Annotated in this window: 18 protein-coding genes and 2 tRNA genes; 4 read left to right on the forward strand and 16 right to left on the reverse strand. The window is 62.2% G+C overall.

What is annotated here, in order from left to right; translation table 11 throughout:
* Positions 1 to 248: 248 nt before the first annotated feature.
* From yfaE to infA, 6 genes are all read right to left on the reverse strand, one after another.
* On the reverse strand, positions 249 to 551 hold the full coding sequence (gene yfaE, locus AB7A72_RS05595) for a class I ribonucleotide reductase maintenance protein YfaE (RefSeq protein WP_312835818.1): 303 nt from the start codon (positions 549 to 551) through the stop codon (positions 249 to 251).
* Entirely contained in the window at positions 548 to 1,681 is a 1,134-nt protein-coding gene (gene nrdB / locus AB7A72_RS05600) for a class Ia ribonucleoside-diphosphate reductase subunit beta (RefSeq protein ID WP_239811988.1), read from the reverse strand. The genes yfaE and nrdB overlap by 4 nt, the downstream gene beginning before the upstream one ends.
* 14 nt (positions 1,682 to 1,695) lie before the next feature.
* Positions 1,696 to 3,957, reverse strand: a complete 2,262-nt coding sequence (gene nrdA, locus AB7A72_RS05605) for a class 1a ribonucleoside-diphosphate reductase subunit alpha (protein ID WP_373448923.1) — start codon at positions 3,955 to 3,957, stop codon at positions 1,696 to 1,698.
* 496 nt (positions 3,958 to 4,453) lie between these two features.
* Positions 4,454 to 4,530: transfer RNA gene (locus AB7A72_RS05610), tRNA-Pro, on the reverse strand.
* 262 nt (positions 4,531 to 4,792) lie between these two features.
* Positions 4,793 to 4,869: transfer RNA gene (locus AB7A72_RS05615), tRNA-Pro, on the reverse strand.
* A 79-nt stretch (positions 4,870 to 4,948) separates the two neighbouring features.
* Positions 4,949 to 5,197: a translation initiation factor IF-1 gene (gene infA, locus AB7A72_RS05620; protein ID WP_133856176.1), complete on the reverse strand. Its 249-nt coding sequence runs from the start codon at positions 5,195 to 5,197 to the stop codon at positions 4,949 to 4,951.
* 456 nt (positions 5,198 to 5,653) lie between these two features.
* Between infA and AB7A72_RS05625 the strand changes: the two genes are divergently transcribed.
* Together AB7A72_RS05625 and AB7A72_RS05630 are read left to right on the forward strand one after the other, a co-directional pair.
* A complete protein-coding gene (locus tag AB7A72_RS05625; RefSeq protein WP_369459275.1) occupies positions 5,654 to 6,136 on the forward strand; it encodes an EVE domain-containing protein in 483 nt (160 codons plus the stop codon).
* A 140-nt stretch (positions 6,137 to 6,276) separates the two neighbouring features.
* A complete protein-coding gene (locus tag AB7A72_RS05630; protein WP_369459276.1) occupies positions 6,277 to 6,591 on the forward strand; it encodes a DUF2322 family protein in 315 nt (104 codons plus the stop codon).
* Here the strand turns inward: AB7A72_RS05630 and AB7A72_RS05635 are convergent.
* From AB7A72_RS05635 to AB7A72_RS05645, 3 genes are all read right to left on the reverse strand, one after another.
* A complete protein-coding gene (locus AB7A72_RS05635; protein ID WP_369459277.1) occupies positions 6,564 to 7,346 on the reverse strand; it encodes a glutamine amidotransferase in 783 nt (260 codons plus the stop codon). The two genes, AB7A72_RS05630 and AB7A72_RS05635, sit on opposite strands and share 28 nt — an antisense overlap.
* A gap of 77 nt (positions 7,347 to 7,423) precedes the next feature.
* Positions 7,424 to 8,536: a YbdK family carboxylate-amine ligase gene (locus tag AB7A72_RS05640; protein WP_239811983.1), complete on the reverse strand. Its 1,113-nt coding sequence runs from the start codon at positions 8,534 to 8,536 to the stop codon at positions 7,424 to 7,426.
* Entirely contained in the window at positions 8,526 to 9,809 is a 1,284-nt protein-coding gene (locus AB7A72_RS05645; protein WP_312528582.1) for a cation:proton antiporter domain-containing protein, read from the reverse strand. Before AB7A72_RS05645 ends, AB7A72_RS05640 begins: the two co-directional genes overlap by 11 nt.
* Positions 9,810 to 10,545: 736 nt before the next feature.
* Here AB7A72_RS05645 and panS point away from each other — a divergent pair.
* Complete coding sequence (panS, locus tag AB7A72_RS05650; RefSeq protein WP_239811981.1) at positions 10,546 to 11,499, forward strand: ketopantoate/pantoate/pantothenate transporter PanS; 954 nt, start codon at positions 10,546 to 10,548, stop codon at positions 11,497 to 11,499.
* A 22-nt stretch (positions 11,500 to 11,521) separates the two neighbouring features.
* On the opposite strand, the gene AB7A72_RS05655 is transcribed toward panS, so the two are convergent.
* The 4 genes from AB7A72_RS05655 to AB7A72_RS05670 all read right to left on the reverse strand — a co-directional run bounded on the left by AB7A72_RS05655 (position 11,522) and on the right by AB7A72_RS05670 (position 16,003).
* On the reverse strand, positions 11,522 to 12,409 hold the full coding sequence (locus AB7A72_RS05655; protein WP_369459278.1) for a TIGR03915 family putative DNA repair protein: 888 nt from the start codon (positions 12,407 to 12,409) through the stop codon (positions 11,522 to 11,524).
* Between the two features lie 11 nt (positions 12,410 to 12,420).
* Positions 12,421 to 13,749, reverse strand: a complete 1,329-nt coding sequence (locus tag AB7A72_RS05660) for a putative DNA modification/repair radical SAM protein (protein ID WP_312462603.1) — start codon at positions 13,747 to 13,749, stop codon at positions 12,421 to 12,423.
* A 200-nt stretch (positions 13,750 to 13,949) separates the two neighbouring features.
* Complete coding sequence (locus AB7A72_RS05665) at positions 13,950 to 14,924, reverse strand: Bug family tripartite tricarboxylate transporter substrate binding protein (RefSeq protein WP_312462613.1); 975 nt, start codon at positions 14,922 to 14,924, stop codon at positions 13,950 to 13,952.
* A 131-nt stretch (positions 14,925 to 15,055) separates the two neighbouring features.
* Positions 15,056 to 16,003, reverse strand: a complete 948-nt coding sequence (locus tag AB7A72_RS05670) for a tripartite tricarboxylate transporter substrate binding protein (protein WP_369459522.1) — start codon at positions 16,001 to 16,003, stop codon at positions 15,056 to 15,058.
* A gap of 264 nt (positions 16,004 to 16,267) precedes the next feature.
* Between AB7A72_RS05670 and AB7A72_RS05675 the strand changes: the two genes are divergently transcribed.
* A complete protein-coding gene (locus AB7A72_RS05675; RefSeq protein WP_369459279.1) occupies positions 16,268 to 16,909 on the forward strand; it encodes a VOC family protein in 642 nt (213 codons plus the stop codon).
* Between the two features lie 100 nt (positions 16,910 to 17,009).
* Here the strand turns inward: AB7A72_RS05675 and lpdA are convergent, their stop codons facing one another.
* Genes lpdA through aceE form a run of 3 tightly spaced genes read right to left on the reverse strand, consistent with a single transcriptional unit; the run spans position 17,010 to position 23,291 of the window.
* Complete coding sequence (gene lpdA, locus AB7A72_RS05680; RefSeq protein WP_369459280.1) at positions 17,010 to 18,869, reverse strand: dihydrolipoyl dehydrogenase; 1,860 nt, start codon at positions 18,867 to 18,869, stop codon at positions 17,010 to 17,012.
* A gap of 15 nt (positions 18,870 to 18,884) precedes the next feature.
* Positions 18,885 to 20,564 carry a dihydrolipoyllysine-residue acetyltransferase gene (gene aceF, locus AB7A72_RS05685; protein ID WP_369459281.1) on the reverse strand — a complete coding sequence of 560 codons (1,680 nt, stop codon included), beginning with the start codon at positions 20,562 to 20,564 and terminating at the stop codon, positions 18,885 to 18,887.
* A 21-nt stretch (positions 20,565 to 20,585) separates the two neighbouring features.
* Entirely contained in the window at positions 20,586 to 23,291 is a 2,706-nt protein-coding gene (aceE, locus tag AB7A72_RS05690) for a pyruvate dehydrogenase (acetyl-transferring), homodimeric type (RefSeq protein WP_369459282.1), read from the reverse strand.
* Positions 23,292 to 23,353 lie beyond the last annotated feature (62 nt).

The following is a 23,353-nucleotide window of genomic DNA, read 5'->3' on the forward strand; positions in this document are numbered from 1 at the left end:
GCCCCTGCACCAAGCCTGCGCGCTGCTGCACCAAGCGGTGGCGGCCTGTACCCATCAGGGGGCGCAGGGGCAGTCAAGCGGCCATCCAGCCCCTTAAACCCTGCTTGTGTAAAGTTCGCCAGCGCAGCAGGGGAACGTGCTGGCGGCAGGCATTGCTGAGACAAAAAGCTGTCATCGCTGTGCATCGCAGGCAGCAAAAAAAAAGGCCCCAAGCTCAGCATGGGGCCTGCGCACAAAACGGCAGAGACCTACAGATCCAAAGCCAGCTGGCTCTTGTCGTCGGCGCTGGTTTCCAGTTGCCGGAGGCTGCATTCCACCTTGATTGGGGTCTTGACCACGCAGCAGCAAGGAACCACTTCATGGGGCCCGACAAAGGCCAGCGGCTCCTGGGTGTAGACGACTTCGCCTTCGACCAAGGTGAGGCGGCAGCTGCCGCAATAGCCACCACGGCACTGGTATTCCACATCGTGGCCAGTGCGCTCTAGCGCTTCAAGCAGGGTCTCCCCTGGCAGCACGCGTATGAGGGTGTCCGTGGTGCTGACCGTAGTCACAACTCGATTCCGCTCAGGTCATCCAGCGAGACTTCGGCGTTGATCTGGCCCACCAGGTAGGAGCTCAGCTCCACCTCTTGCGGGGCCACCTGCACGGTGTCGGACGACAGCCAGGTGTTGATCCAGGGGATCGGGTTGCTCTTGGCGTTCTCGAACGCGGGCTTGAGGCCGATCGCCGACATGCGGATATTGGTGATGTACTCCACGTACTGGCTCAGAATGTCCTTGTTAAGGCCGATCATCGAGCCGTCGCGGAACAGGTACTCGGCCCACTGCTTTTCCTGCAAGGCAGCCGTCTTGAACATCTCAAAGCATTCCTGCTCGGTCTCCTTGGCGATCTTGGCAAAGTCCGGATCGTCCTGGCCCGAGCGCATGATGTTGAGCAAGTGCTGGGTGCCGGTCAGGTGCAGCGCTTCATCGCGGGCGATCAGGCGGATGATCTTGGCATTGCCCTCCATCAGCTTGCGCTCGGCAAACGCAAAGGAGCAGGCAAAGCTCACATAAAAGCGGATGGCCTCCAGAATGTTCACATTCATCAGGCACAGGTACATCTTCTTCTTGAGCTGGTACACATCGATCTCGTGCACCACGCCATTGATTGTGTGGCTGCCCGGGCCCAGCTGGGCGTGCAGCATCGCATCGCGGATCAGGTCGTCGTAGTACGACGAGATGTCGCCCGCGCGCAGCTTGATGCTCTCGTTGCGCATGATGTCGTCAAAGATCACCGATGGATCGTTGACGATGTTGCGCAGGATGTGCGTATAGGAGCGCGAGTGGATGGTCTCGGAAAACGCCCAGGTCTCGATCCAGGTCTCCAGCTCTGGCAGCGACACCAGCGGCAAGAAGGCCATGTTGGGGCTGCGCCCCTGGATCGAGTCCAACAGGGTCTGGTACTTCAGGTTGCTGATGAAGATGTGCTTTTCGTGGTCAGGCAGGTTCTGGTAGTCGATACGGTCCTGCGTGATGTCCACTTCTTCAGGGCGCCAGAAAAACGAGAGCTGCTTTTCGATCAGCTTCTCGAAGATCGGGTACTTCTGCTGGTCGTAGCGGGCGACGTTGACCGGATTGCCAAAGAACATCGGTTCCTTGAGCTGGTCATTGTCGACCTTGGAGAAGGTGCTGTATGCCATCGCCTTCTCTCCGCTTAGATCTTGCAGGCGCCGCTGGCGCAGTCGTCTTCTGCAGCCGCGCCCTGCATGTCTTCGGCACCATCACGGGTGTTGTGGTAGTACAGGGTCTTGACACCCAACTTGTAGGCCTGCAACAGGTCCTTGAGCAGTTGCTGCATCGGCACCTTGCCGTCGGCGAAGCGCTGCGGGTCGTAGTTGGTGTTGGCCGAGATGGACTGGTCGACAAACTTCTGCATCAGGCCCACGAGCTTCAGGTAGCCATCGTTGTTGGGCATTTGCCAGAGCAGTTCGTACTGGCCCTTCAAGCGATCGATCTCCGGCACCACCTGGCGCAGGATGCCGTCCTTGGACTGCTTGACCGACACAAAGCCCCGTGGAGGCTCGATGCCGTTGGTCGCGTTGGCGATCTGGCTGGAGGTCTCGGACGGCATCAGCGCGGTCAGGGTCGAGTTGCGCAGACCATGGGTCTTGATCTCGGTGCGCAGCGTTTCCCAGTCGAGGTGCAGGGGCTCGTCGGTCAGGCCGTCGATGTCCTTCTTGTAGGTATCGATCGGCAGGATGCCGGCGGCGTAGTTGGTTTCGGCAAAGGCGGTGCAAGGACCGAATTCACGCGACAGCTGCACCGATGCCTTGAGCAGGTAGTACTGGATGGCTTCGAAGGTGCGGTGGGTCAGGCCATTGGCCGAACCGTCGGAGTAGCGCACACCATTCTTGGCCAGGTAGTAGGCGTAGTTGATCACGCCCACGCCCAGCGAGCGGCGCTTTTCGGTCGCAATGCGGGCAGCGGCCACCGGGTAGTCCTGGTAGTCCAGCAGGGCATCGAGTGCGCGCACGATCAGGTCGGCCAGCTCTTCGAGCTCGTCGGTCGATTCCAGCGCGCCCAGGTTGAAGGCCGACAGGGTGCACAGCGCGATTTCGCCGTTCTCGTCCTTGATGTCTTCGAGCGGGTGGGTCGGCAGCAGGATTTCCATGCACAGGTTCGACTGGCGCACGGGAGCGACGGCCGGGTTGAACGGGCTGTGCGTGTTGCAGTGGTCCACGTTCTGGATGTAGATACGGCCGGTGCTGGCACGCTCTTGCATCATCAGCGAGAATAGCTCCACTGCCGGCAAGGTGCGCTTGCGGATGGATTCGTCGCTCTCGTACTTGACGTACAGCTCTTCGAACTTGTTCTGGTCGGCAAAGAAGGCCTCGTACAGACCGGGCACATCATGGGGCGAGAACAGGCTGATGTTCTGGCCCTTGATCAGGCGCTGGTAGAGCATGCGGTTGATCTGGATACCGTAGTCCAGATGGCGGATGCGGTTTTCTTCGACGCCACGGTTGTTCTTCAGCACGAGCAGCGACTCGGCTTCCAGGTGCCACAGCGGGTAGAACAAGGTGGCTGCACCGCCGCGCACGCCGCCTTGCGAGCAGGACTTGACGGCCGACTGGAACATCTTGAAGAAAGGCAGGCAGCCGGTGTGCTGCGCCTCGCCGCCACGGATCTCGCTGCCCAGCGCGCGAATGCGGCCACCGTTGATGCCGATACCGGCGCGCTGCGAGACGTACTTGACGATGGCGCTGGTGGTGGCATTGATGCTGTCGAGGCTGTCGTCGCACTCGATCAGCACGCAGGAGCTGAACTGGCGCAGCGGCGTGCGCACGCCCGACATGATGGGCGTGGGCAGCGAAATCTTGAAGCGCGAGACGGCATCATAGAAGCGCTTGATGTACTGCAAACGGCGGTCGGCCGGGTACTTGGCAAACAGGCTCATCGCAACCAGTACGTACAGGATCTGCGGGCTTTCGTAGATGCGCTTGGTCACCCGGTTCTGCACCAGGTACTTGCCTTCGAGCTGCTTCACGGCGGCGTAGGAGAAGTCCATATCGCGCCAGTGGTCGATGAAACCATTGATCTCGTCGTACTCTTCGCGGCTGTAATCGGCCAGCAGATGGGGGTCGTACTTCTTGAGCTCGGTGAGCTTTTGCACATGCTCGTACAGATGCGGCGGCTCGAACTGGCCGAACGCAATCTTGCGCAGGTGGAAGATGGCCAGGCGCGCTGCGACGTACTGGTAGTCGGGCGCGTCTTCGGAGATCAGGTCGGCGGCGGACTTGATGATGGTTTCATGGATCGCATCGGTGCGGATGCCGTCATAGAACTGGATATGCGACTGCAGCTCGATCTGCGAGACCGACACATTGCTCAGGCCTTTAGCCGCCCAGTCAATCACTCGGTGGATTTTGTCCAGGTCGATGGGTTCAACGCGACCGTCACGCTTGGTGACTCTCATAGTGCTTGTCTGGTTCATTTGCGATGTTTCTAATGGGATAAAAAACGCAGGACCACGGGCGCAAGACACAGCTATCCCGCGCCAAAACGCGCCCGGCATCGCAGGCGCGCAGTGGCTGGAGGGAGACCAGCATCGGATAACCAGTGGGGGAAGCGGTGGACACTACATATGGTGTCTATGGGATTGAGTGTACGCTACCTGTAGCGTTCCTGGCAGCAAAAAAGCAGGCCCAATTTCTGCTAGGCAAAGCCTGTTTCAGCGAAGAATGCAGCAAAATCAACGTGCATCGGCTCGGAAAATATATGTATCCAGCCGGATACATTCCCCGCCCCACGCAAGGGCATCGCCAAGCCATGTTGACGGCGATCGCCATCTGGTTAATGGCTTGGACGATGGCGCCCTAGACCCACTGGGATGGTGGGGCGCAACTGGCGTTTTTGGAACTGCCCAAACGAAAAACCTGCTGCACTTGCGTGCAACAGGTTTTCAATAGGGATGGTCGGAGCGGTGGGATTCGAACTCACGACCCTCTGCTCCCAAAGCAGATGCGCTACCAGGCTGCGCTACGCTCCGACTAAGCCGCTATTGTATATCGAGCCGCAGCCCCTTCTGACGAAAATTGATTACTTTGACAACTTTTTAGCGGATCGGACGGTTGGCAGGCAGCCGCCCTGCCCGCTGCGCAGCATGGGCCTCGGCGCTGCACCCAGCGCCCCACCTTGGCCGGACTGTCAACCAGCGTTGCCAGCGCTTTAACAATACAAGCCGTATCGAATCGCGGATCAGCAAAACAAAAAACCTGCTGCATTTGCATGCAACAGGTTTTTAAATGGAATGGTCGGAGCGGCGGGATTCGAACTCGCGACCCTCTGCTCCCAAAGCAGATGCGCTACCAGGCTGCGCTACGCTCCGACTAAGCCGTTATTGTAACCAGGGTTTGGGCTGCTGCATTTCGTATTTGACGATTTTTTTACAGCGGCCCTGCACCCGGTCAACGTTGGGTAGGTGCCGGGCCACGGCCTGGCAGGTGACGGAAAGTGATGCGGCCCTTGCTCAGATCGTAAGGCGACATCTCCAGCGACACCTTGTCACCGGCCAGAATGCGAATGTGGTGCTTGCGCATTTTGCCGCCCGTGTAGGCAATCAGCTCGTGGCCGTTGTCCAGCTTCACGCGAAAGCGCGAATCCGGCAGCACTTCGGTCACGGAGCCTTGCATCTCAATCAGTTCTTCTTTAGCCATATAAGTCGACGAATCCTTGTCTAGTGGTGCATGAACGAAACCGGTTCGCCATGCTGTTCTCTGTGCCACCAACAAGCGGTGGCTCTCTCCATGGTTCGGGATGGTCTTGCCAGCTCTCACCTCCCAGGGGGCAAGCGCCGTGCCAGGCCACTCAGCGAAGCGGCCATCAGCGGGCCCGCCAACGGGCCCCAACAACCAGCATCCCGCACACGATGTACCGCGCAGCTGCCAGGCAGCCAACGCAGTCAAGCCACAAAAGCTTGCAAAGCTCTCTATTGTACTATGTTGCTGCTGTTTACGCTTGGGCTGTCTCGTATAAACGCCGCCTGGCATCAACACTGCCGCAGCGCTTGTGCTTCCATAAACAGAGCGGCGCATCGTTTAGCATCAGCAGCATGCGCGCTCAGGTCTGGGCCGCGCTACCCGCCTGCCCCGCCCTCCTTACATCCAAGCACCATGAACGCTGCATCGACCCGCTACTGGCTGATGAAAAACGAGCCCGATGAATTCTCCATCGACCGCGCGCTCAACGCGCCCCAGGCGACGATCGCCTGGGATGGCGTGCGCAACTACCAGGCGCGCAACTTCATGCGCGATGACATGCAGGTGGGCGATGGTGTGCTGTACTGGCATTCGAGCTGCGCGGAGCCCGGTATTTACGGCATTGCCCGCATCGCGGGCCATCTGCGGCCCGATGCCAGCCAGTTTGACCCGGACTCCAAATACTACGACCCCAAGTCCAAACCCGAGGCCCCGCGCTGGCTGATGCTGGATGTGCAGGCGCTGCGCAAGATCGAGCCCCTCACGGTGGCTGCGCTGCGCCAGTATCCGGAGCTGGAAGACATGCGGGTGCTGCAAAAAGGCAACCGCTTGTCGATCACGCCGGTGGATGCGCGGCATTGGGACTTCATCATGGGCCTGGTGAAGGCACAGGACTGACGATGGCTGTGGGCGGCAGGATGGCCGCCCTGACCCCTTGGCCAGCAAGGCTTTGCTGCATAATACAAAACCCGTGAGCTGCCCATGCAATAAGCACCGGCAGCTATTTTTTTGATACCACTTCTGCGCCCAGGAGCCCCATGGCATTTGCTGACAACCTCCAATCCCTGCCTTCCATTGACCATATCGCCGAGCTGCAACTGATCGATGCCGATGGCCAGGTCGCAGCCACCATTCCGAATGCCCCCGGCAAGGCCGGTTCGGCCAAGGTCTACAACGCACTGGCCGCCAAGCATGGCGGCATCAATGTGGCAGCGGCTGAAGAAGGCCTGCAGATTTTTGCTGAACATACGGAAGACGCCAAGGCCCGCCCCGGCGCGCATCCCAATATCGACCGACTGCTGGAAGTCATCACCTCCGGCAAGGGCTATACCGTCAAGGTCGTCCCGGCCTGAGCACCCAAGGCCGTGTTCAGCGCCGGCGCGGTTGCTGGCGGGCAGGCATAGGCGGCTACAAAGCGCTGCAGCATCCGCTGCGGCACAGGCGTGTCGCGCAGTTGCTCCAGCATCGCCTGCGGGTCAAAGCCCTCCGACTGCAGCACCTGCGCACGCAGCTGGATGCAGGCAGCAGCCACCTTCTGGCTGAACTCCGGATGGAACTGGGTGGACACTGCATGGGCCCCATAGCGCACCACCTGGTGCGGGTCATGGGCTGATCTTGCGAGCACCCGGGCGCCTGGCGGCAGCTCCAGCACCGTTTGCATATGGGTCAGATGGGCTTTGAAGCGCGGGCCTGAGCCGGCCAGCAATGCCTCTTCCTCGGCCCCGGCCAGCAGGTCGATATCGAGGCAGCCCATTTCGCGGCCCTTGGGGTGGTAATCGACTTTGCCACCCAGCGCATGGGCCATCAGCTGGTGCCCGTAGCAGACGCCAAACAGCGGAAACCCCAATGCCATCGCGTCGCGTATCCACTGGGCCGCCGCTTCGCTCCACGGCAGACGATCGGTGACCATCGCCCAGGAGCCGGTGATGATCGCGGCGCTGTGCGCGTCATGCGGCGGCAAGGGCTCGCCCTCGAACACCCGCACCACCTTGAACGCGGGCCCAGCGGCGAGCACGGCGGAGAACCACAGCGGCAAATCGCCGACCTGGGCACGGATATCGTCGGGCGGCGTGCCGACCTGGATGAGCAGCAGAGTTTTTTCAGACACGGGTGAAGGCAAAAAAGGCTGACTCTGCACTGTAATGCAGGCCAGCCCCGGATGGCTTTCAACCCGGCGGATTTACTTCAATACCGGAAACGCAGGGTTGACTGCCGTACCACCTCGGGCAGCTGCTGGGCCTGGGCATAGGCTTCGCGCAGGCGGCTGGCGTCGTTGACCCCTTCGTTGACGGTTTTGCGCAGCTGCAGCAAGGCCTCCTTGCTGTTGTCCGGCACATAGGACTGGATGCGCTGCAAGGTCAGCAGGATGTGCTCCCGCAGCCCAAAGGATTCGCTGCTTGCCGGGTCCACATAGGCGCCTTCCAGGCCGAATCGGCAGGCCTGAAAGCGGTTGTAGGTGTAGACCAGGTAGTCGTCCTCACTGGGCTCGAACGGCTCCTCGGCCAGGAACCAGGCCCCCAGCGCCTGCACATAGGCGGCCAGTGCAACGGCGCGCTCGATGGACAGCGGCGTGTCAAACACCCGCACCTCGACGGTGCCAAACTCGGGCTTGGGGCGGATATCCCAGTAGAAATCCTTCATGCTGTGGATCACCCCGGTGGCGGTCATCTTCTCGTAGTAGCGCTCAAAGTCCTCCCAGTGCAGCGCAAACGGTGCCCGGCCAGACAGCGGAAACGCAAACACCGAGTTCAGCCGCGCCGAATCGAAAGCGGTGTCTTGCCCTTGCACAAAGGGGCTGGAGGCCGACAGCGCAATAAAGTGCGGGATATAGCGCGAGAGCCGGTGCAGCATCATCAATGCCGCGTCGGCACCGGGGCAGCCCACATGCACATGCTGGCCAAAGATCGTGAATTGCTTGGTCAGGTAGCCATACAGCGCAGTGATCTCTTTGAAACGCGGCTTGTTGTAGATGCGCTGCTGGTGCCACTGCTGGAACGGGTGGGTTCCCCCGCCGGCCAGCGCAATATTGAGCTTATCGGCCGCCTTGACCAGGGCGTCGCGCGTGACGGTCAGCTGCTGGTAGGCGTCCTGCGCATCGGTACAGATACCGGTCGATATCTCGATCATGCTGGTGGTGACCTCGGGCACGATCGAGCCCGGCACCTGCGCGTTTTTCAGCAGGGCCAGCATATCGGGGGCGTAAGGCGTCAGGTCATAGTGGTTGGTGTTGACCAGTTGCAGCTCCAGCTCCACCCCCAAGGTCAGTGCCTGGGATTGTTGGAAAGCTTCAAGCGTCATGGCGTTTCTCCTTGCTGGTGAGGGCGGACAGACCGATACCGCGGTGGGCCTCGCCACTGCGCCACAGCGCGAGCGAGGCCAGCAGCACACCGATCACCTCACACAGCACAATCATTGGCAGCGCAATCGACGATACGCTGATGGCGACATCCGGGTTGGTGGTGGCCCATTGCGCCACCTGGGCCGAGGCAATCAGCAGTGCCAGGCCCGAGCTGGGCGATTGCGCGCAGGCGACTGGCCACTGGCGCAGCCAGCCAATACCGGTGCCTGCGCCCAGCAAGATGACCCCGCCCATCTTCCCCAGCAGGCGCGCCAGGCTGGCTGCCGCCACCACGCTGATCAGCGCTGCGCTCGGCGCCATCTGGCCGGCCATGCTGGCCACCAGCACAAACATCAGCAGATTGAGCATGGTGTTGCCCGCCATGAAGGCCGTGGGCCAGATCATCGGCCTGGGGCTGAGATTGCGCAGCATCACGCCGGCGAGGACAAAAGCCAGCGCCGCCGAGCCGCCCAGGCGTTCAGACAGCAGGCTGGCTGCCACCAGCACGGCAAGCATGTACAGCGCGGTGGAGTCGCTGCGCGACGAGGTCCAGCGCAACACCGGCCACAAGGCGGCGGTGGTCAGCAGCGCCCACAACAGGGTCAGGCCCAGGTTCCACAACAAATGGCCCATGCCGGCTGCGGTCAGCATCAGGCCCGACTGGGCATCCGTGCCAGCCACCGGCGACCATGCCACGGTGATGACCAAGCCCAGCACCAGTGCGTACACGCAGCTGAGCGTTGCCATCAACACGCTGCGGTCGGTGACGGCCCCGCTGGAGCGCAGATCCGAGGAGATGCGCAAAAGAACGGATGGAGACGCCGCCATCGCGATCACGCCAACACCCAGTGACACCGCCCAGCCCATGCCGAGCAGTTGCAGAGTGCCCGTGACCAGCACGAGGGCTGCCAGCGATTCGACCAGGCTTTGCAGCAGCAAAAACGGCTGACGCACCAACCATTTGAGCGAGATTTGCGAGGCGGCAATCAGCATGCTGGTGCCTACGGCCGTATGCAGCAGCACCTGGGTATTGCCTTGCAGCGGCCAGGGCAGATCGCCAAACCCGAGCCAGCCGGCCAGCAGGCCGACGACCGTATAACCCAGCATGCGGGGAAAGCCGGTGAGCCGAAAAACCATATGGCCGGCCAGCGCGGCGGCCGCTACCAGCACGCACCAGCTCATCAACGGGCCAACACTGTGTTCAAGCCAGCCGCCAACTTGCGGCAAGGGCATTGAGGATGCTGCATGGGGTGGCATAACTGCACCTTCCTCCCAAAAAATGTGTCCAGCGTGCATGGCCGCATGGCACCGAGTTAGAGATGGCCCTGGCAGCGCGTCGCAGCGGCAGTTCCAGAGCAGGAGATGCATCGCCACCAGTGACACTGTCACGGTGTTGCATTAATGCATCAGATCGTTAACCAATCTCAACGACTCTACCGGATGATCTGCAGATTGCAGCAGCGGCCTGCGTCCAAAGGTTACAAAATGCCTGCAGTCCTACAATAAAAACTGCAGTGGCCAAACCTTGCGCCGCGCCGCACCGGCGCTGAATGCGGCCCACGCATGGGGCCAACATTGCTATGCAGAACGTAGCAGGCTTCGGGTACAAAAAATGCCAACTTTGCGCGCGGCAGGGTCTGCGCCTGCAACAGGCATTGCGCTGACAGACACCCGCCTGCGGATATCCGAGTGTGCTGTGTTGCCACCGCAGCCTGCCCCCAACCAGTTGCAATCGTAACTTTATGATGGTAGGCCTGATGCGGCCCGCCACAAGCATCCGGCGCTTGCCCGCTACCACCTGTAGCCGGCATTCATCGCAGCGCTGTTGCACTGGCCGCTATCCCTGGCCCGGCACAGCGCCACCTCCGCCGCATCGCATCAGCCCCCACCCCGTTCTTCTCCCACGGGCGTTGCACCGGCCCTGGCCGAAAGTGCAGCGCCCAGACTTTGCTTTGGTCTGGATACTTCCGTGCTTGCTTTGTTGACCCGTCTTTTTCCCGTCTGGGCAGCTGTGATGGCGCTGATCGCCTACAGCGCGCCCTCCGCCTTCCTGGGCTTCAAGCCCCATATTGCCCAGTTGCTGATGCTGATCATGTTTGCGATGGGCGTCACCCTGCGCATCAGCGACTTCAGCCGCGTACTGCAGCGCCCTGCGCCGATTGCGGCCGGGTTGTTCCTGCACTACCTCATCATGCCGCTGGCCGCCTGGCTGATTGCCAAGGCGCTGAACATGCCGCCCGAGCTGACGGCCGGCATGGTGCTGGTCGGCAGCGTCGCCAGCGGTACGTCGTCAAATGTGATGATTTTTCTGTCTAAGGGCGATGTGGCGCTGTCGGTGACGATCAGTGCACTGTCCACCCTGGTCGGCATTGTGGCCACGCCGCTGCTTGCGCGCCTCTATATCTCGGCGTCGATCGACGTGCCGGTCAGCGCGCTGTTGATGGAGATTGCACAGATCGTGCTGCTGCCGATTGGCCTGGGCCTGCTGCTGAACCATTTCTGGCATGCGCAGATCAAACGCGTCGAGCGTCTGCTGCCGCTCGTGTCGATGGTGGCGATCCTGCTGGTGCTGTCCACCGTCGTGGCCCTGAGCCGCGACCGCATTGCCACCGTGGGTGGCGTCGTGGTGGCGGGCGTGATTGCGCACAACCTGATCGGTTACCTGGGTGGTTACTGGGGCGGTCGCCTGCTGGGCTTTGACAAATCGGTCTGCCGCACATTGGCGATCGAGGTGGGCATGCAGAACTCGGGCCTCGCGGCCAGCCTGGGCGCGAAGTTCTTCAGCCCGATGGCCGCGCTGCCAGGCGCCATTTTCTCGGTCTGGCACAACATATCGGGATCGCTGCTCGCAGGCTACTGGTCGAGCCGGCCTACCGGCACGGCCAACGACCATGTGCGCCGCGAAGACGTGTCACTGCACTGAGTCTGAAAAACCGCTGTCCGCGTCAGGCGCGCTGGGCGCTTGGCTGCGCCGCCAGCATGTCTCCGGTGCGGCTGCGCGCGCCTGCCACCAGGCCGCTGATCAGCTGGGTCTCGGGCAGGTTCTTCCAGTACCGGCGCGGCATCTCGCGCAGCATGGCCTGTTCCTTGAGGCGCGCCGGGTTGAAGGTGGACTGGTAATAGGCCAGCCATAGCGCTTCACCCGCATCCGGGCCCGGCGCCTGGGCCGCTGAGGCGCCAGGGCCCCATTGCAGGCATTCCTGGTCCCAGAGCACGCTGCAGTCCGGCGTCAGAATCGCCCAGCGCATATTGCTGAAGCGCTCCATGAAAAAGCCCGAGGCCGCGCGAACGATGTGGTGCTCAGGCTCGAACCAGGCCACATGCAGCGGGTGGCCGTTTTCGTCCTGTGCGGGCCGGAAGCGCACAAAGGCATGCATCTTGTGGATCTCTCGTCGCACCGCATGCGCCAGGCGTTCGATATCGCGCCAATCGGCATCGAGCGCATCGCCCGCGAGGCTGGGCATGGCCTGCAGCCGCCACAGCCAGCGGTAGCACAGCATGAAGCGCCCCGGATTGCGGTGGCAGCAAGCATTGCGCAGCACAGCCAGCTGGGGTTTGCGGATGTGCACCGGCTGGCCGGGTGCGATGGCCAAACGGTCCAGCGCATCGGGACTGATGACGCGGGCTGGCGCATCGGGTGCATCATTGGCTGCCGCAGCATCCGCAAACAAATCACCATCCTCGGCCTGGGTAGCCAACTCATCTGACCAGCGCCAGTGCACCACCTCGGGCGCTGCGCCCAGGGCCAATAACACCCGCGCGGCCTGGCGAAAGCCGGCAAAGTCATCCGGTGCTTCCAGCATCACCGTCAAGCTGTCGTTCTCCGCTGGCATGCCTGGCCTCCTCAAAACAAGGCGATCTGCGCCGCAGCCGCCAGTTGCATGCCACTGTGCCGGCGCTGCACAGCCCCCTGCCCCATCTGGGCAAGCAGCTGTTGGCGCAAGCCGGGGCTGTCGAGCATGGCCAGCGGCGGGTGGTAATCATCGAGCTCGACAAAAGGCAGCACCTTGCTGGTGGCAACGCGCAGCTGCTGCAGATCGGCCAGCCGCAGCCGGCGCACCCTGCGGGCGGCCAGCAGGCGCTCGACACTGCCGACACCCAAGCCCGGCACCCGCAGCAGCCAGGCCTTGGCCGCGCGGTTCAAATCCACCGGAAAATGCTGGCGCTGCGACAGTGCCCAGGCAAGTTTGGGGTCCAGCTCCAGATCGAGCATGCCGCCGCTCGCTGGCGCGGTGATCTCAGCCGGGCTGAATCCGTAAAAGCGCATCAGCCAATCGGCCTGGTAGAGACGGTGCTCGCGAATCAGCGGCGGCGCCTGCAGGGGCAGATCGGATGAGGCATCGGGGATGGGGCTGAAAGCCGAGTAGTAGACCCGGCGCAGACGCTGGCCGGTGTAGAGCGCGCTGCTGGTGAGCAGAATGGTCGCATCATTGGCGCTGTCGGCGCCGACAATCATCTGTGTGCTTTGGCCCGCAGGCGCATAGCTGGGCGCTGCCGCCCGGGCCGCCTGGCGCTGGCGGGGCAGCGATACCAGCTTGCTGCCCTGCTGGTCTTGCTTCTGCTGCCGGGCCACTTCGATATGCTCCGCGACCTGGTGCATGGCAGAGGCAATGCCCACAGCATCCTTTTCCGGCGCCAATTGCTGCAGGCCCTGCTGCGTGGGCAGCTCGATATTGATGCTGAGCCGGTCCGCATAGCGGCCCGCCAGCGCCAATAATTCGGGGGACGCATCTGGAATCGTCTTGAGGTGGATGTAGCCGCGAAAATCGTGGTCCTCGCGCAGGCTGCGGGCCACCTCGACCAGTTGCTCCATCGTGTAGTCGGACGACTGGATGATGCCGCTGGACAGAAACAGGCCTTCTATGCAGTTGCGGCGGTAGAAGTCCAGAGTGAGCCCCACCACCTCGGCCGCGCTGAAGCGGGCGCGCTGCACATTGGAGCTTTTGCGGTTGATGCAGTAGCGGCAGTCGTAGATGCAAAAGTTGGTCAGCAGAATCTTCAGCAGCGAGACACAGCGGCCATCGGGCGTGTAGCTGTGGCAGATGCCCATGCCCTCGGTCGAGCCCATCCCCTTGCCGCCCAGGGAATTGCGGGGCTTGCTGCCGCTGGATGCGCAGCTGGCATCGTATTTGGCGGCGTCGGCCAGAATCTGGAGTTTGGCGAGGGTTTGCATAAATACTGTGTATATATACAGTATTCTAGCAAAACCTTCTCGCGATGGCCAGCGCTGCCTTCCATGCTGTCAGCGTAAGCAGACCCCTTCATAGAGGGGCGGCACCGATCAGATGAAGCGGTGTTTTACAAATACTGTATATAAATACAGTTTTCATCACCCTGCTGCCGTTGCCGCGCCCATCGGTCGCCTCGGCTCCGTCAAGCCTGGGGACCCAGCTTGGCCAGCACGGCCTTTTCCTTGACGGTCGACTCGGCGGCAAACTTTTTGTAGTCGGCGCTGTTCATGTAAATCGGCAGCATCTCAAAGCGCTGCAGCATCGCCTGGTAGCTTTCCATCTCCATCGCTTCCTTGAACGCTTTGTGCAAAGTGGCTTGCACATCGGCCGGCATGCCCTTGGGGCCCACCAGGCCAAACGGCGAGTATTGCGTGGTCGGCAGGCCGAGCTCGATCAAGGTGGGGGTATTGGGCAAGGTGGGCAGGCGCTTTTCGGTCCAGACGTTCAACGCGACCATGCGGCCCTGGTCTACATAGGGGATTACGGCACTGGTGTCGGCCGCGACCATCACCTCGCCTGCCATCGTCGCGCGCATCAGCTCCGCCGATCCTTTGTAGGGCACATGCACGACATCCAGTCCGAGCTGCTGCGCAATGATGGCCGAGGTGACATGCGGCGAAGTATAGGTACCGGTATTGCCCAAGGTCAGCTTGCCAGGGTGGGCCTTGGCCCAGGCCACGACCTCCTGCCAATTCTTGAGCCCGGACTGGGTGCTGGCCACCATGCAGAACGCATAGCCGGTGACATTGATGATGTAGCTCAGATCCTCCACCGGGTTCCATTTGAGGCCCGTGGTGAAAGGCAGGCGCATCACGCTCATCGGCAGCTGGGCGATGGTATAGCCATCGGCCACCGTGTTCTGTAGCTGGGTCGCAGGCAGCGAACCCGCCGCGCCGGGGCGGTTCTCCACCACAATCGGCTGGCCCAGCACCTTGGCTGCGTTCTCGGCGAGCTGGCGCATCGTCAGGTCGGTCGGCCCGCCGGCGGGAAAGGCCACTACGAGCTTGATCGCCCGGTTGGGAAAGCGCTTGTTCGCGTGGGCCAGCGATGCGCCGGCCCCGATATAAGCTCCCATTGCCGTGGCGGCCCCGGCTTGCACCAGGCTTCTGCGCGTCAACACCATGTCTTTGTCTCCATTTCGGTCTATAGGCGACAAAGAGTGTAGAAAAGCGCATCCAGGCGCCGGGACGCCTGGGTGACACGGTCGGCGGAGCGTAAGGGTTCTGACCGCGCAGCCTGGGGGTAGCCCTATTCCACGGTCGCGCCCGATTGCTTGACGGCCTTGCCCCATTCCACCATTTCGCTGGCGACAAAGCGGTCCATCTCCGGGCCGCTGGTCGGTGCGGGCTCGGAGCCCCGGCCGCGGATGAATTTCTGCATCTCGGCGCTGCTGAGAATGGCCACCGTTTCTTGGGTCAACTTGTCGACAATGGCTTTGGGCGTCCCCTTGGGGGCCATCAGCCCGAGCCAGCCCACGGCCTCGAAACCCTTGAACTCAGGCAAGCCGGATTCAGCAATCGTTGGTACCTGGGGCAGCTGGCTGGAACGGGTGGCTGAGGTCACGCCCAGCGGCACCGCCTTGCCGGCCTGGATGTTGGCCAACGCCGCAGTGACCGAATCCACCATCAGCGGCACCTGGTTGCCCAGAAAATCCGCCTGCGCCGGGCCGCTGCCTTTGTAGGGAATATGTTCGATCTGCAGCGCTGCGCGGGCCTTGACCATCTCCGCGCTCAAATGCTGGGTGCCGCCAATGCCGGCGCTCGCATAGCTCAGCTTGCCGGGCTCGGCGCGGGCCTTGCTCACCAGGTCGTTCATGCTTTTGATGCCGCTGGCCGGATTGGCCAGAAAGACCAGCGGCACCTTGGCGATCAAGCTGATGCCAACCAGGTCGGCCCGCGGATCGAAGTTCACCTTTTTGTACAAGGTCTGGTTCACCGCCATTGCGCTGCCCGCCACCAGCAAGGTGTAACCATCGGCGGCGCTGCGCGCAACCTGCTCGGAGCCGATATTGCTGCCCGCGCCGGCTTTGTTCTCCACCACCAACGGTTGGCCGAGCTTTTGGCCGAGTTTGTCGGCCAGCGCACGGGCAAAGATATCGGTGGCCTGGCCGGGTGGGAACGGCACGATCAGCTTGATGGGCTTGTCTGGATAGGCGGCAAGGGCCGGATTGGCCGCAACGGCCAAGCTAGCGGCCATTGCCAATGCGGCAGCAGAAGCGAGCGCATGGGGGATCATGGGTGGGTCTCCTGAAGAGCTGCAGCGGCGTTGGCAGAAAGCGCCGCTGCGCTGCGCGAGCTTGTGTAGCCGGGATCTTCGCCCATCCAGTGGCGAATGGGCAGTCTGGGCTGTCTCCAAGACAACTGCTGGTGGTGGGTATCGTTGCTCGCTGGAGCGATCAGTTCTGATCGATGGCGCAGCCAAAAGCTATCATCAGCATTGTCATTTTTACCACCGCATGCCATGTTTTTTGGAATCAGCCACCTCGTCCTCCCCTGCAGCGATCTGGAAAAAGCAACGCAGCTCTGGCGTGATGTGATCGGCTTCAGGGCCGCGCGCAGCGGCGAGGGCTATGTCGATATCGACACCGGCAGCGCCCTGCTGCGGCTGCTGCAGGTGCCCAAGGTGGAGTCGCAGACAAGCCTGCGCCTGCAGGTGGCCGATGTGCCCCAGGCCTACCAAAGCCTGTTGGCGGCAGGCAGCAGCTCACGCTATGCGCCGATGCGCACCCCTGAGCTCGAAGAGATGGCCTGCGTGAACGATGCCGATGGCCATGCGATCGTGCTGTGGCGCGCGTTGACAGAAGACGAATGGGGTTTTGTGCCCGAGCTGCCCAAGCAAGGCGAATGGGCCGCCGATGCCGAGGAGCTGCTGCAACGCCTGCTCGCCCATGTGCCCGCATTCTTCCGCATGCTGGCCCGGCGCAAAACCACGCGCGTGATCGAGCAACTCGCCCAAGAAGCACACAGCCCTGTCACCCGTGAATGGGTCATCAAAGGCTATATCACCGCATCGGCCAAGGTCACACGTTTTCGCTTGATTGAGCCGCTGCGCGCTGAAGGCATCAACCCGGATGACTACCGAGCGGAGTTTGATGACGAATAAGCCCGGGCCCCTGTTGGCACGGCCTTGAACGCCTGACCAAGATGCAAAAAAAGACAGCCCGTAGGCTGTCTTTTGCAGAGTGGCGCAAAACCGGCAGGTCTTACTTGCGCGCAGGCGGCACATCGGTGCAGGTGCCGTGGGCCACTTCTGCGGCCATGCCGATGCTTTCGCCCAAGGTCGGGTGCGGGTGGATGGTCTTGCCGATGTCCACGGTGTCTGCACCCATCTCGATGGCCAGCGCGATCTCGCCGATCATGTCGCCAGCGTGCGTGCCGACCATGCCGCCGCCGAGGATCTTGCCGTGGCCATGGGCTTCGGGCGAATCGTCGAACAGCAGCTTGGTGAAGCCTTCGTCGCGGCCATTGGCAATGGCGCGGCCCGAGGCGGCCCAGGGGAACAGACCCTTCTTGACCTTGATGCCTTGGGCCTTGGCCTGGTCTTCGGTGAGACCCACCCATGCCACTTCGGGATCGGTGTAGGCCACCGATGGGATCACGCGGGCATTGAAAGCGGCAGCAGCCAGTTCCTTGTTGCCTTGCAACTCACCGGCGATGACTTCAGCGGCCACATGGGCTTCATGCACAGCCTTGTGTGCCAGCATGGGCTGGCCCACAATGTCGCCGATCGCGAAGATGTGGGGCACATTGGTGCGCATCTGGATGTCGACATTGATGAAGCCACGGTCGGTCACGGATACGCCTGCAGCCTCTGCGCCGATCTTCTTGCCATTGGGCGTGCGGCCCACGGCTTGCAGCACCAGGTCGTACACCTGGGGTTCGGGCACGGTCACGCCCTCCTTGGCTGGCTCGAACGAGACCTTGATGCCTTCGGGCGTGGCTTCGGCAGCCACGGTCTTGGTGTTGACCATGATGTTGTCAAAGCGCGGCGCGTTCATCTTTTGCCAGACCTTGACCAGATCGCGGTCAGCGCCTTGCATCAGGCCGTCCATCATCTCGACCACATCCAGGCGAGCGCCCAGGGTGCTGTAGACGGTGCCCATTTCCAGGCCGATGATGCCGCCGCCCAGGATCAGCATGCGCTTGGGCACCGCCTTCAAGTCCAGTGCGCCGGTGGAATCGACCACGCGTTCGTCCTTGGGCATGAAGGGCAGATGCACCGCCTGCGAGCCCGCAGCAATGATGGCCTTCTTGAACTGCACGACCTTCTTGGCGCCGGTCTTGTCCTGGCCGTCGCCCGAGGTTTCCTGCACTTCGATATGGTTGGCGCTGACGAAATTGCCATAGCCGCGCACGATCGTGACCTTGCGCATCTTGGCCATCTGGCCCAGACCGCCGGTCAGCTTGCCGATGACCTTTTCCTTGTGGGCACGCAGTTGGTCGATGTTGACCTCAGGCGCGGCGAACTTGACGCCGGCGACTTCCAGGTGCTTGACCTCGTCCATCACGGCCGCCACATGCAGCAGTGCCTTCGATGGGATGCAACCCACGTTCAGGCAGACGCCGCCCAGCGTCTTGTAGCGCTCGATCAGCACCACTTTGAGACCCAGATCGGCCGCGCGGAATGCCGCTGAGTAGCCGCCAGGGCCGCCGCCGAGCACGACCACGTCGCAGTCTTCATCGACCTGGCCGCTGTAGTTGCTGGCCACCGGTGCGGGCGCTGCAGCTTGCGCTGCGGGAGCGGGCGCCGCTGCTGCAGGAGCCGGTGCGGGCGACGAGGCTGCCGGTGCAGGTGCTGGGGCAGCAGGCGCCGGGGCAGCGCCCTCAGCGGCTTCCAGCGACAGAATCACCGAGCCTTCGGCGACCTTGTCACCGATCTTGATCTTGAGTTCCTTGACGACGCCGGCATGGCTCGACGGGATTTCCATCGAGGCCTTGTCCGATTCGACGGTGATCAGCGATTGGTCCTTGGCGACGGTATCGCCAGGCTTCACCAGCAACTCGATCACGCCCACTTCAGCGAAATCACCAATGTCGGGGACTTTGATATCTACGATTGCCATAGTGTGCGTCTCCGATTACAGGATGATGCGGCGGTAGTCCGCCAGCACCTGGCCCAGGTAGGCATTGAAGCGTGCGGCCGAGGCGCCGTCGATGACGCGGTGGTCGTACGACAGGCTCAGCGGCAGCATCAGGCGTGGCACGAACTGCTTGCCGTCCCAGACGGGCTTCATCGCCGACTTGGACAGGCCAAGGATCGCCACTTCAGGGGCGTTCACGATAGGCGTGAAGTGCGTGCCGCCAATGCCGCCCAGCGACGAGATGGAGATGCAGCCCCCTTGCATGTCGGCCGCGCCCAGCTTGCCGTCGCGCGCCTTCTTGGCCAGCTCGCCCATTTCTGCGCTGATCTGGATGATGCCCTTCTTGTCGGCATCCTTGAGCACCGGCACCACCAGGCCATTGGGCGTGTCCGCCGCAAAGCCGATGTTGAAGTACTGCTTGTAGACCAGGGTGTCGCCATCCAGGCTGGTGTTGAACTCAGGGAATTTCTTGAGTGCAGACACCAGCGCCTTGATCACGAAGGCCAGCATGGTGACCTTGACGCCGCTCTTCTCGTTTTCCTTGTTCGTCGAGACGCGAAAGGCTTCGAGCTCGGTGATGTCGGCTTCGTCATTGTTGGTGACGTGCGGGATCATCACCCAGTTGCGGTGCAGGTTGGCGCCCGAGATCTTCTTGATGCGCGACAGATCCTTGCGCTCGACCGTGCCGAACTTGCTGAAATCGACCTTGGGCCATGGCAGCAGATCCAGACCTGCGCCAGAGCCACCACCGGCAGGCGCCTTGGCCGCCTGGGCCTTGGTCTGCACGGCACCAGCCATCACCTGCTTGGTGAAGGCCTGCACGTCGTCGGCGGTGATACGGCCCTTGTTGCCCGAGCCCTTGACCTCTTCCAGCGGCACGCCCAGCTCACGCGCAAACTTGCGCACCGATGGCGATGCATAAGGCAAGGCGCCCGATGGCGGTACGGTGGGGTTGTGGGCCGGCACGGCAGCAGCCGGCGCAGCGGCGACAGGTGCTGCTGCAGGAGCAGGTGCGCTGGCGGCTGGGGCAGGCGCAGCAGCAGCGGGGGCTTGCGCAGCCGGTGCGGATGCGGGCGCTGCAGCGGTGCTGCCTTCCAGGATTGCGACCAGATCGCCGACATTGATGGTGTCGCCAATCTTGACCTTGAGTTCCTTCACCACGCCAGCGGCGGGCGATGGAATTTCCATCGAGGCCTTGTCGGATTCGACGGTGAACAGCGACTGCTCTGCGGTGACGGTATCGCCCACCTTGACCAGCAGCTCGATCACGGCCACGTCCTTGAAGTCACCGATATCGGGGACCTTCACTTCGACCGGGCCCGAGGCCGCAGGCGCAGCAGCAGCCTGGGGTGCAGGCGTCGGTGCAGCTGCAGCAGCGGGTGCCGCAGCAGCCGGTGCTGGCGCCGGAGCTTGCGCAGCGGGTGCCGCAGCCGCTGCATCCGCCGCTTCGAGCTTGACGATGACCGAGCCTTCGGCGACCTTGTCGCCAATCTTGACGATGATTTCCTTGACCACGCCAGCGTGGCTGGACGGGATTTCCATCGAGGCCTTGTCGGACTCGACGGTGATCAGCGACTGGTCCTTGGCGACGGTGTCACCGGGCTTGACGAGCAACTCGATCACGCCCACTTCTGCGAAGTCGCCAATATCGGGGACTTGAATGTCAATCAATGCCATTGTGGTGTCTCCTGGTGCAATTTAGGCGTACAGCGGGTTGATCTTGTCGGCATTGATGCCGTACTTGGCAATCGCATCGGCGACCTTCTGGGCGGGCAGCTTGCCGTCTTCGGCCAGCGCCTTGAGCGCGGCAACCACGATGTAGTGGCGGTCGATCTCGAAGTGCTCGCGCAGCTTGCGGCGGAAGTCCGAGCGGCCAAAGCCGTCCGTGCCCAGCACCTTGTAGGTGCGGCCAGCAGGAATGAAGGGACGAATCTGCTCGGCGTAGGACTTCATGTAATCGGTCGAGGCGATCACCGGGCCGGTGCTGTTGCCCAGCTCGGCGGTCACATACGGCACCTTGGCAGTTTCCAGCGGGTGCAGCAGGTTCCAGCGGTCAGCATCCTGGCCGTCGCGGGTCAGTTCGTTGAACGATGGGCAGCTCCAGACGTCGGCGGTCACGCCCCAGTCGGCAGCCAGCAGCTCTTGCGCAAAGAAGGATTCGCGCAGGATGGTGCCCGAGCCCAGCAGATGCACGCGCAGGTCGCCGGCGCCACCGGCCTTGCACAGGTACATGCCCTTGAGGATCTTTTCCTCGGTGCCGGGCGTTAGGCCAGGCATGGCATAGTTTTCGTTCAGCAGGGTCAGGTAGTAGAAGACGTTTTCCTGGTTCTGCACCATGCGGCGCAGGCCTTCGTGCATGATCACGGCCACTTCGTGCGAGAAGGTCGGGTCGTAGCTGATGCAATTGGGGATGGTGCCCGCCAGGATGTGGCTGTGACCGTCTTCGTGCTGCAGACCTTCGCCGTTCAACGTGGTACGGCCCGAGGTGCCGCCCAGCAAGAAACCGCGTGCCTGCAGGTCACCCGCTGCCCAGGCCAGATCGCCAATGCGCTGAAATCCGAACATCGAGTAGTAGATGTAGAACGGAATCATGATGCGGTTGCTGTGGCTGTAGCTGGTTGCCGCTGCAATCCAGCTGGACATGCCGCCCGCTTCATTGATGCCTTCCTGCAGAATCTGACCCTTGGTGTCTTCCTTGTAGTACATCACCTGGTCTTTGTCGACCGGGGTGTACTGCTGGCCATGCGGGTTGTAGATACCGATCTGGCGGAACAGACCTTCCATACCGAAGGTACGGGCCTCGTCGACCAGGATGGGCACGACGCGGGGACCGATTTCCTTGTCACGCAGCAGCTGGGTGAGGAAGCGCACATAGGCTTGCGTGGTCGAGATCTCCCGGCCTTCGGGCGTGGCTTCGAGCACGGCCTTGAAGGTCTCCAGCGGAGGCACGGTGAACTGCTCGTCGGCCTTTTCGCGGCGCTTGGGCAGGTAGCCGCCCAAGGCCTTGCGGCGCTCGTGCAGGTACTTCATTTCCGGGGTGTCGTCCGCTGGCTTGTAGAAAGGCAGGTCGGCGATCTGGCTGTCCGGGATCGGGATGTTGAAACGGTCGCGGAAGGCCTTGATGTCCTCATCGGCCAGCTTCTTGGTCTGGTGGACGTTGTTCTTGCCCTCACCGACCTTGCCCATGCCAAAGCCCTTGACGGTCTTGACCAGCAACACGGTCGGCTGACCTTGGTGGTTCTGTGCGGCGTGGAAAGCAGCGTAGACCTTTTGCGAATCGTGGCCACCACGCTGCAGGTTCCAGATCTCGTCGTCGCTCATGTGCTCGACCATCTTCAAGGTGCGTGGATCGCGGCCGAAGAAGTTCTTGCGCACATAGGCACCATCGTTGGCCTTGAAAGCCTGGTAGTCGCCGTCGTTGCACTCCATCATGATCTTGCGCAGTGCGCCGTCATGGTCCTTGGCCAGCAAGGCATCCCAGCCCTTGCCCCAGATCAGCTTGATCACGTTCCAGCCGGAGCCACGGAACTCGCCTTCGAGCTCCTGAATGATCTTGCCATTGCCGCGCACCGGGCCGTCCAGGCGCTGCAGGTTGCAGTTGATCACGAAGATCAGGTTGTCGAGGTTTTCACGCGCGGCCAGGCCAATCGCGCCCAGGGATTCGACTTCGTCCATTTCACCGTCGCCGCAGAACACCCAGACCTTGCGGTTTTCGGTGTTGGCAATGCCGCGGGCGTGCAGGTACTTCAGGAAGCGTGCCTGGTAGATCGCCATGATGGGGCCCAGGCCCATCGAGACGGTGGGGAACTGCCAAAAATCGGGCATCAGCTTGGGGTGGGGGTAGCTCGACAGGCCCTTGCCGTCCACTTCCTGGCGGAAGTTGAGCAGTTGCTCTTCGCTGATACGGCCTTCGAGGTAGGCGCGGGCATAGATGCCGGGCGATACGTGGCCTTGGATATAGAGGCAGTCACCGCCGTGGTTGTCGCTCTCGGCATGCCAGAAATGGTTGAAGCCAGCACCAAACATGCTGGCCAGCGACGCGAAGGAGCCGATGTGGCCGCCCAGGTCGCCGCCTTCTGGCGGGTGAATGCGGTTGGCCTTGACCACCATCGCCATGGCGTTCCAGCGCATGTAGGCGCGCAGGCGCTGTTCGATCTCGAGGTTGCCGGGGCTGCGGGCTTCCTGCTCGGTCTCGATGGTGTTGACGTAGCCGGTCTTGGCGGAGAAAGGCAGATCGACGCTGTTCTGGCGCGCGTGCTCCAGCAGTTGCTCGATCAGCGAGTGCGCGTACTCGGCGCCTTCACGGTCGATCACAGCGGACAGCGCGTCCATCCATTCTCGGGTTTCTTGGCCGTCTGTGCGGGTGGGGCCGTTGACGGCTTTTTGTTCGGATGGTTCGGACATGCTGGCGTCTCCTTCAAGTGATCTGCTATGAATGACTGTGCCAGAGTTTCTCACATTTTTTG

Source organism: Comamonas sediminis, from assembly GCF_041107495.1.
In the GTDB taxonomy this organism is placed as follows: Bacteria; Pseudomonadota; Gammaproteobacteria; order Burkholderiales; family Burkholderiaceae_C; genus Comamonas; species Comamonas sediminis.

Bases quoted from the DNA above. Each gene is read 5' to 3' on its own strand.
- infA (WP_133856176.1), bottom strand. From the start codon at position 5,197: ATGGCTAAAGAAGAACTGATTGAGATGCAAGGCTCCGTGACCGAAGTG.
- lpdA (WP_369459280.1), bottom strand. From the start codon at position 18,869: ATGGCAATCGTAGATATCAAAGTCCCCGACATTGGTGATTTCGCTGAA.
- AB7A72_RS05640 (WP_239811983.1), bottom strand. From the start codon at position 8,536: ATGACGCTTGAAGCTTTCCAACAATCCCAGGCACTGACCTTGGGGGTG.
- aceE (WP_369459282.1), bottom strand. From the start codon at position 23,291: ATGTCCGAACCATCCGAACAAAAAGCCGTCAACGGCCCCACCCGCACA.
- AB7A72_RS05670 (WP_369459522.1), bottom strand. From the start codon at position 16,003: ATGGCCGCTAGCTTGGCCGTTGCGGCCAATCCGGCCCTTGCCGCCTAT.
- AB7A72_RS05645 (WP_312528582.1), bottom strand. From the start codon at position 9,809: ATGCCCTTGCCGCAAGTTGGCGGCTGGCTTGAACACAGTGTTGGCCCG.
- AB7A72_RS05660 (WP_312462603.1), bottom strand. From the start codon at position 13,749: ATGCAAACCCTCGCCAAACTCCAGATTCTGGCCGACGCCGCCAAATAC.
- nrdA (WP_373448923.1), bottom strand. From the start codon at position 3,957: ATGAGAGTCACCAAGCGTGACGGTCGCGTTGAACCCATCGACCTGGAC.
- nrdB (WP_239811988.1), bottom strand. From the start codon at position 1,681: ATGGCATACAGCACCTTCTCCAAGGTCGACAATGACCAGCTCAAGGAA.
- AB7A72_RS05675 (WP_369459279.1), top strand. From the start codon at position 16,268: ATGTTTTTTGGAATCAGCCACCTCGTCCTCCCCTGCAGCGATCTGGAA.
- aceF (WP_369459281.1), bottom strand. From the start codon at position 20,564: ATGGCATTGATTGACATTCAAGTCCCCGATATTGGCGACTTCGCAGAA.
- AB7A72_RS05625 (WP_369459275.1), top strand. From the start codon at position 5,654: ATGAACGCTGCATCGACCCGCTACTGGCTGATGAAAAACGAGCCCGAT.
- AB7A72_RS05630 (WP_369459276.1), top strand. From the start codon at position 6,277: ATGGCATTTGCTGACAACCTCCAATCCCTGCCTTCCATTGACCATATC.
- AB7A72_RS05655 (WP_369459278.1), bottom strand. From the start codon at position 12,409: ATGCCAGCGGAGAACGACAGCTTGACGGTGATGCTGGAAGCACCGGAT.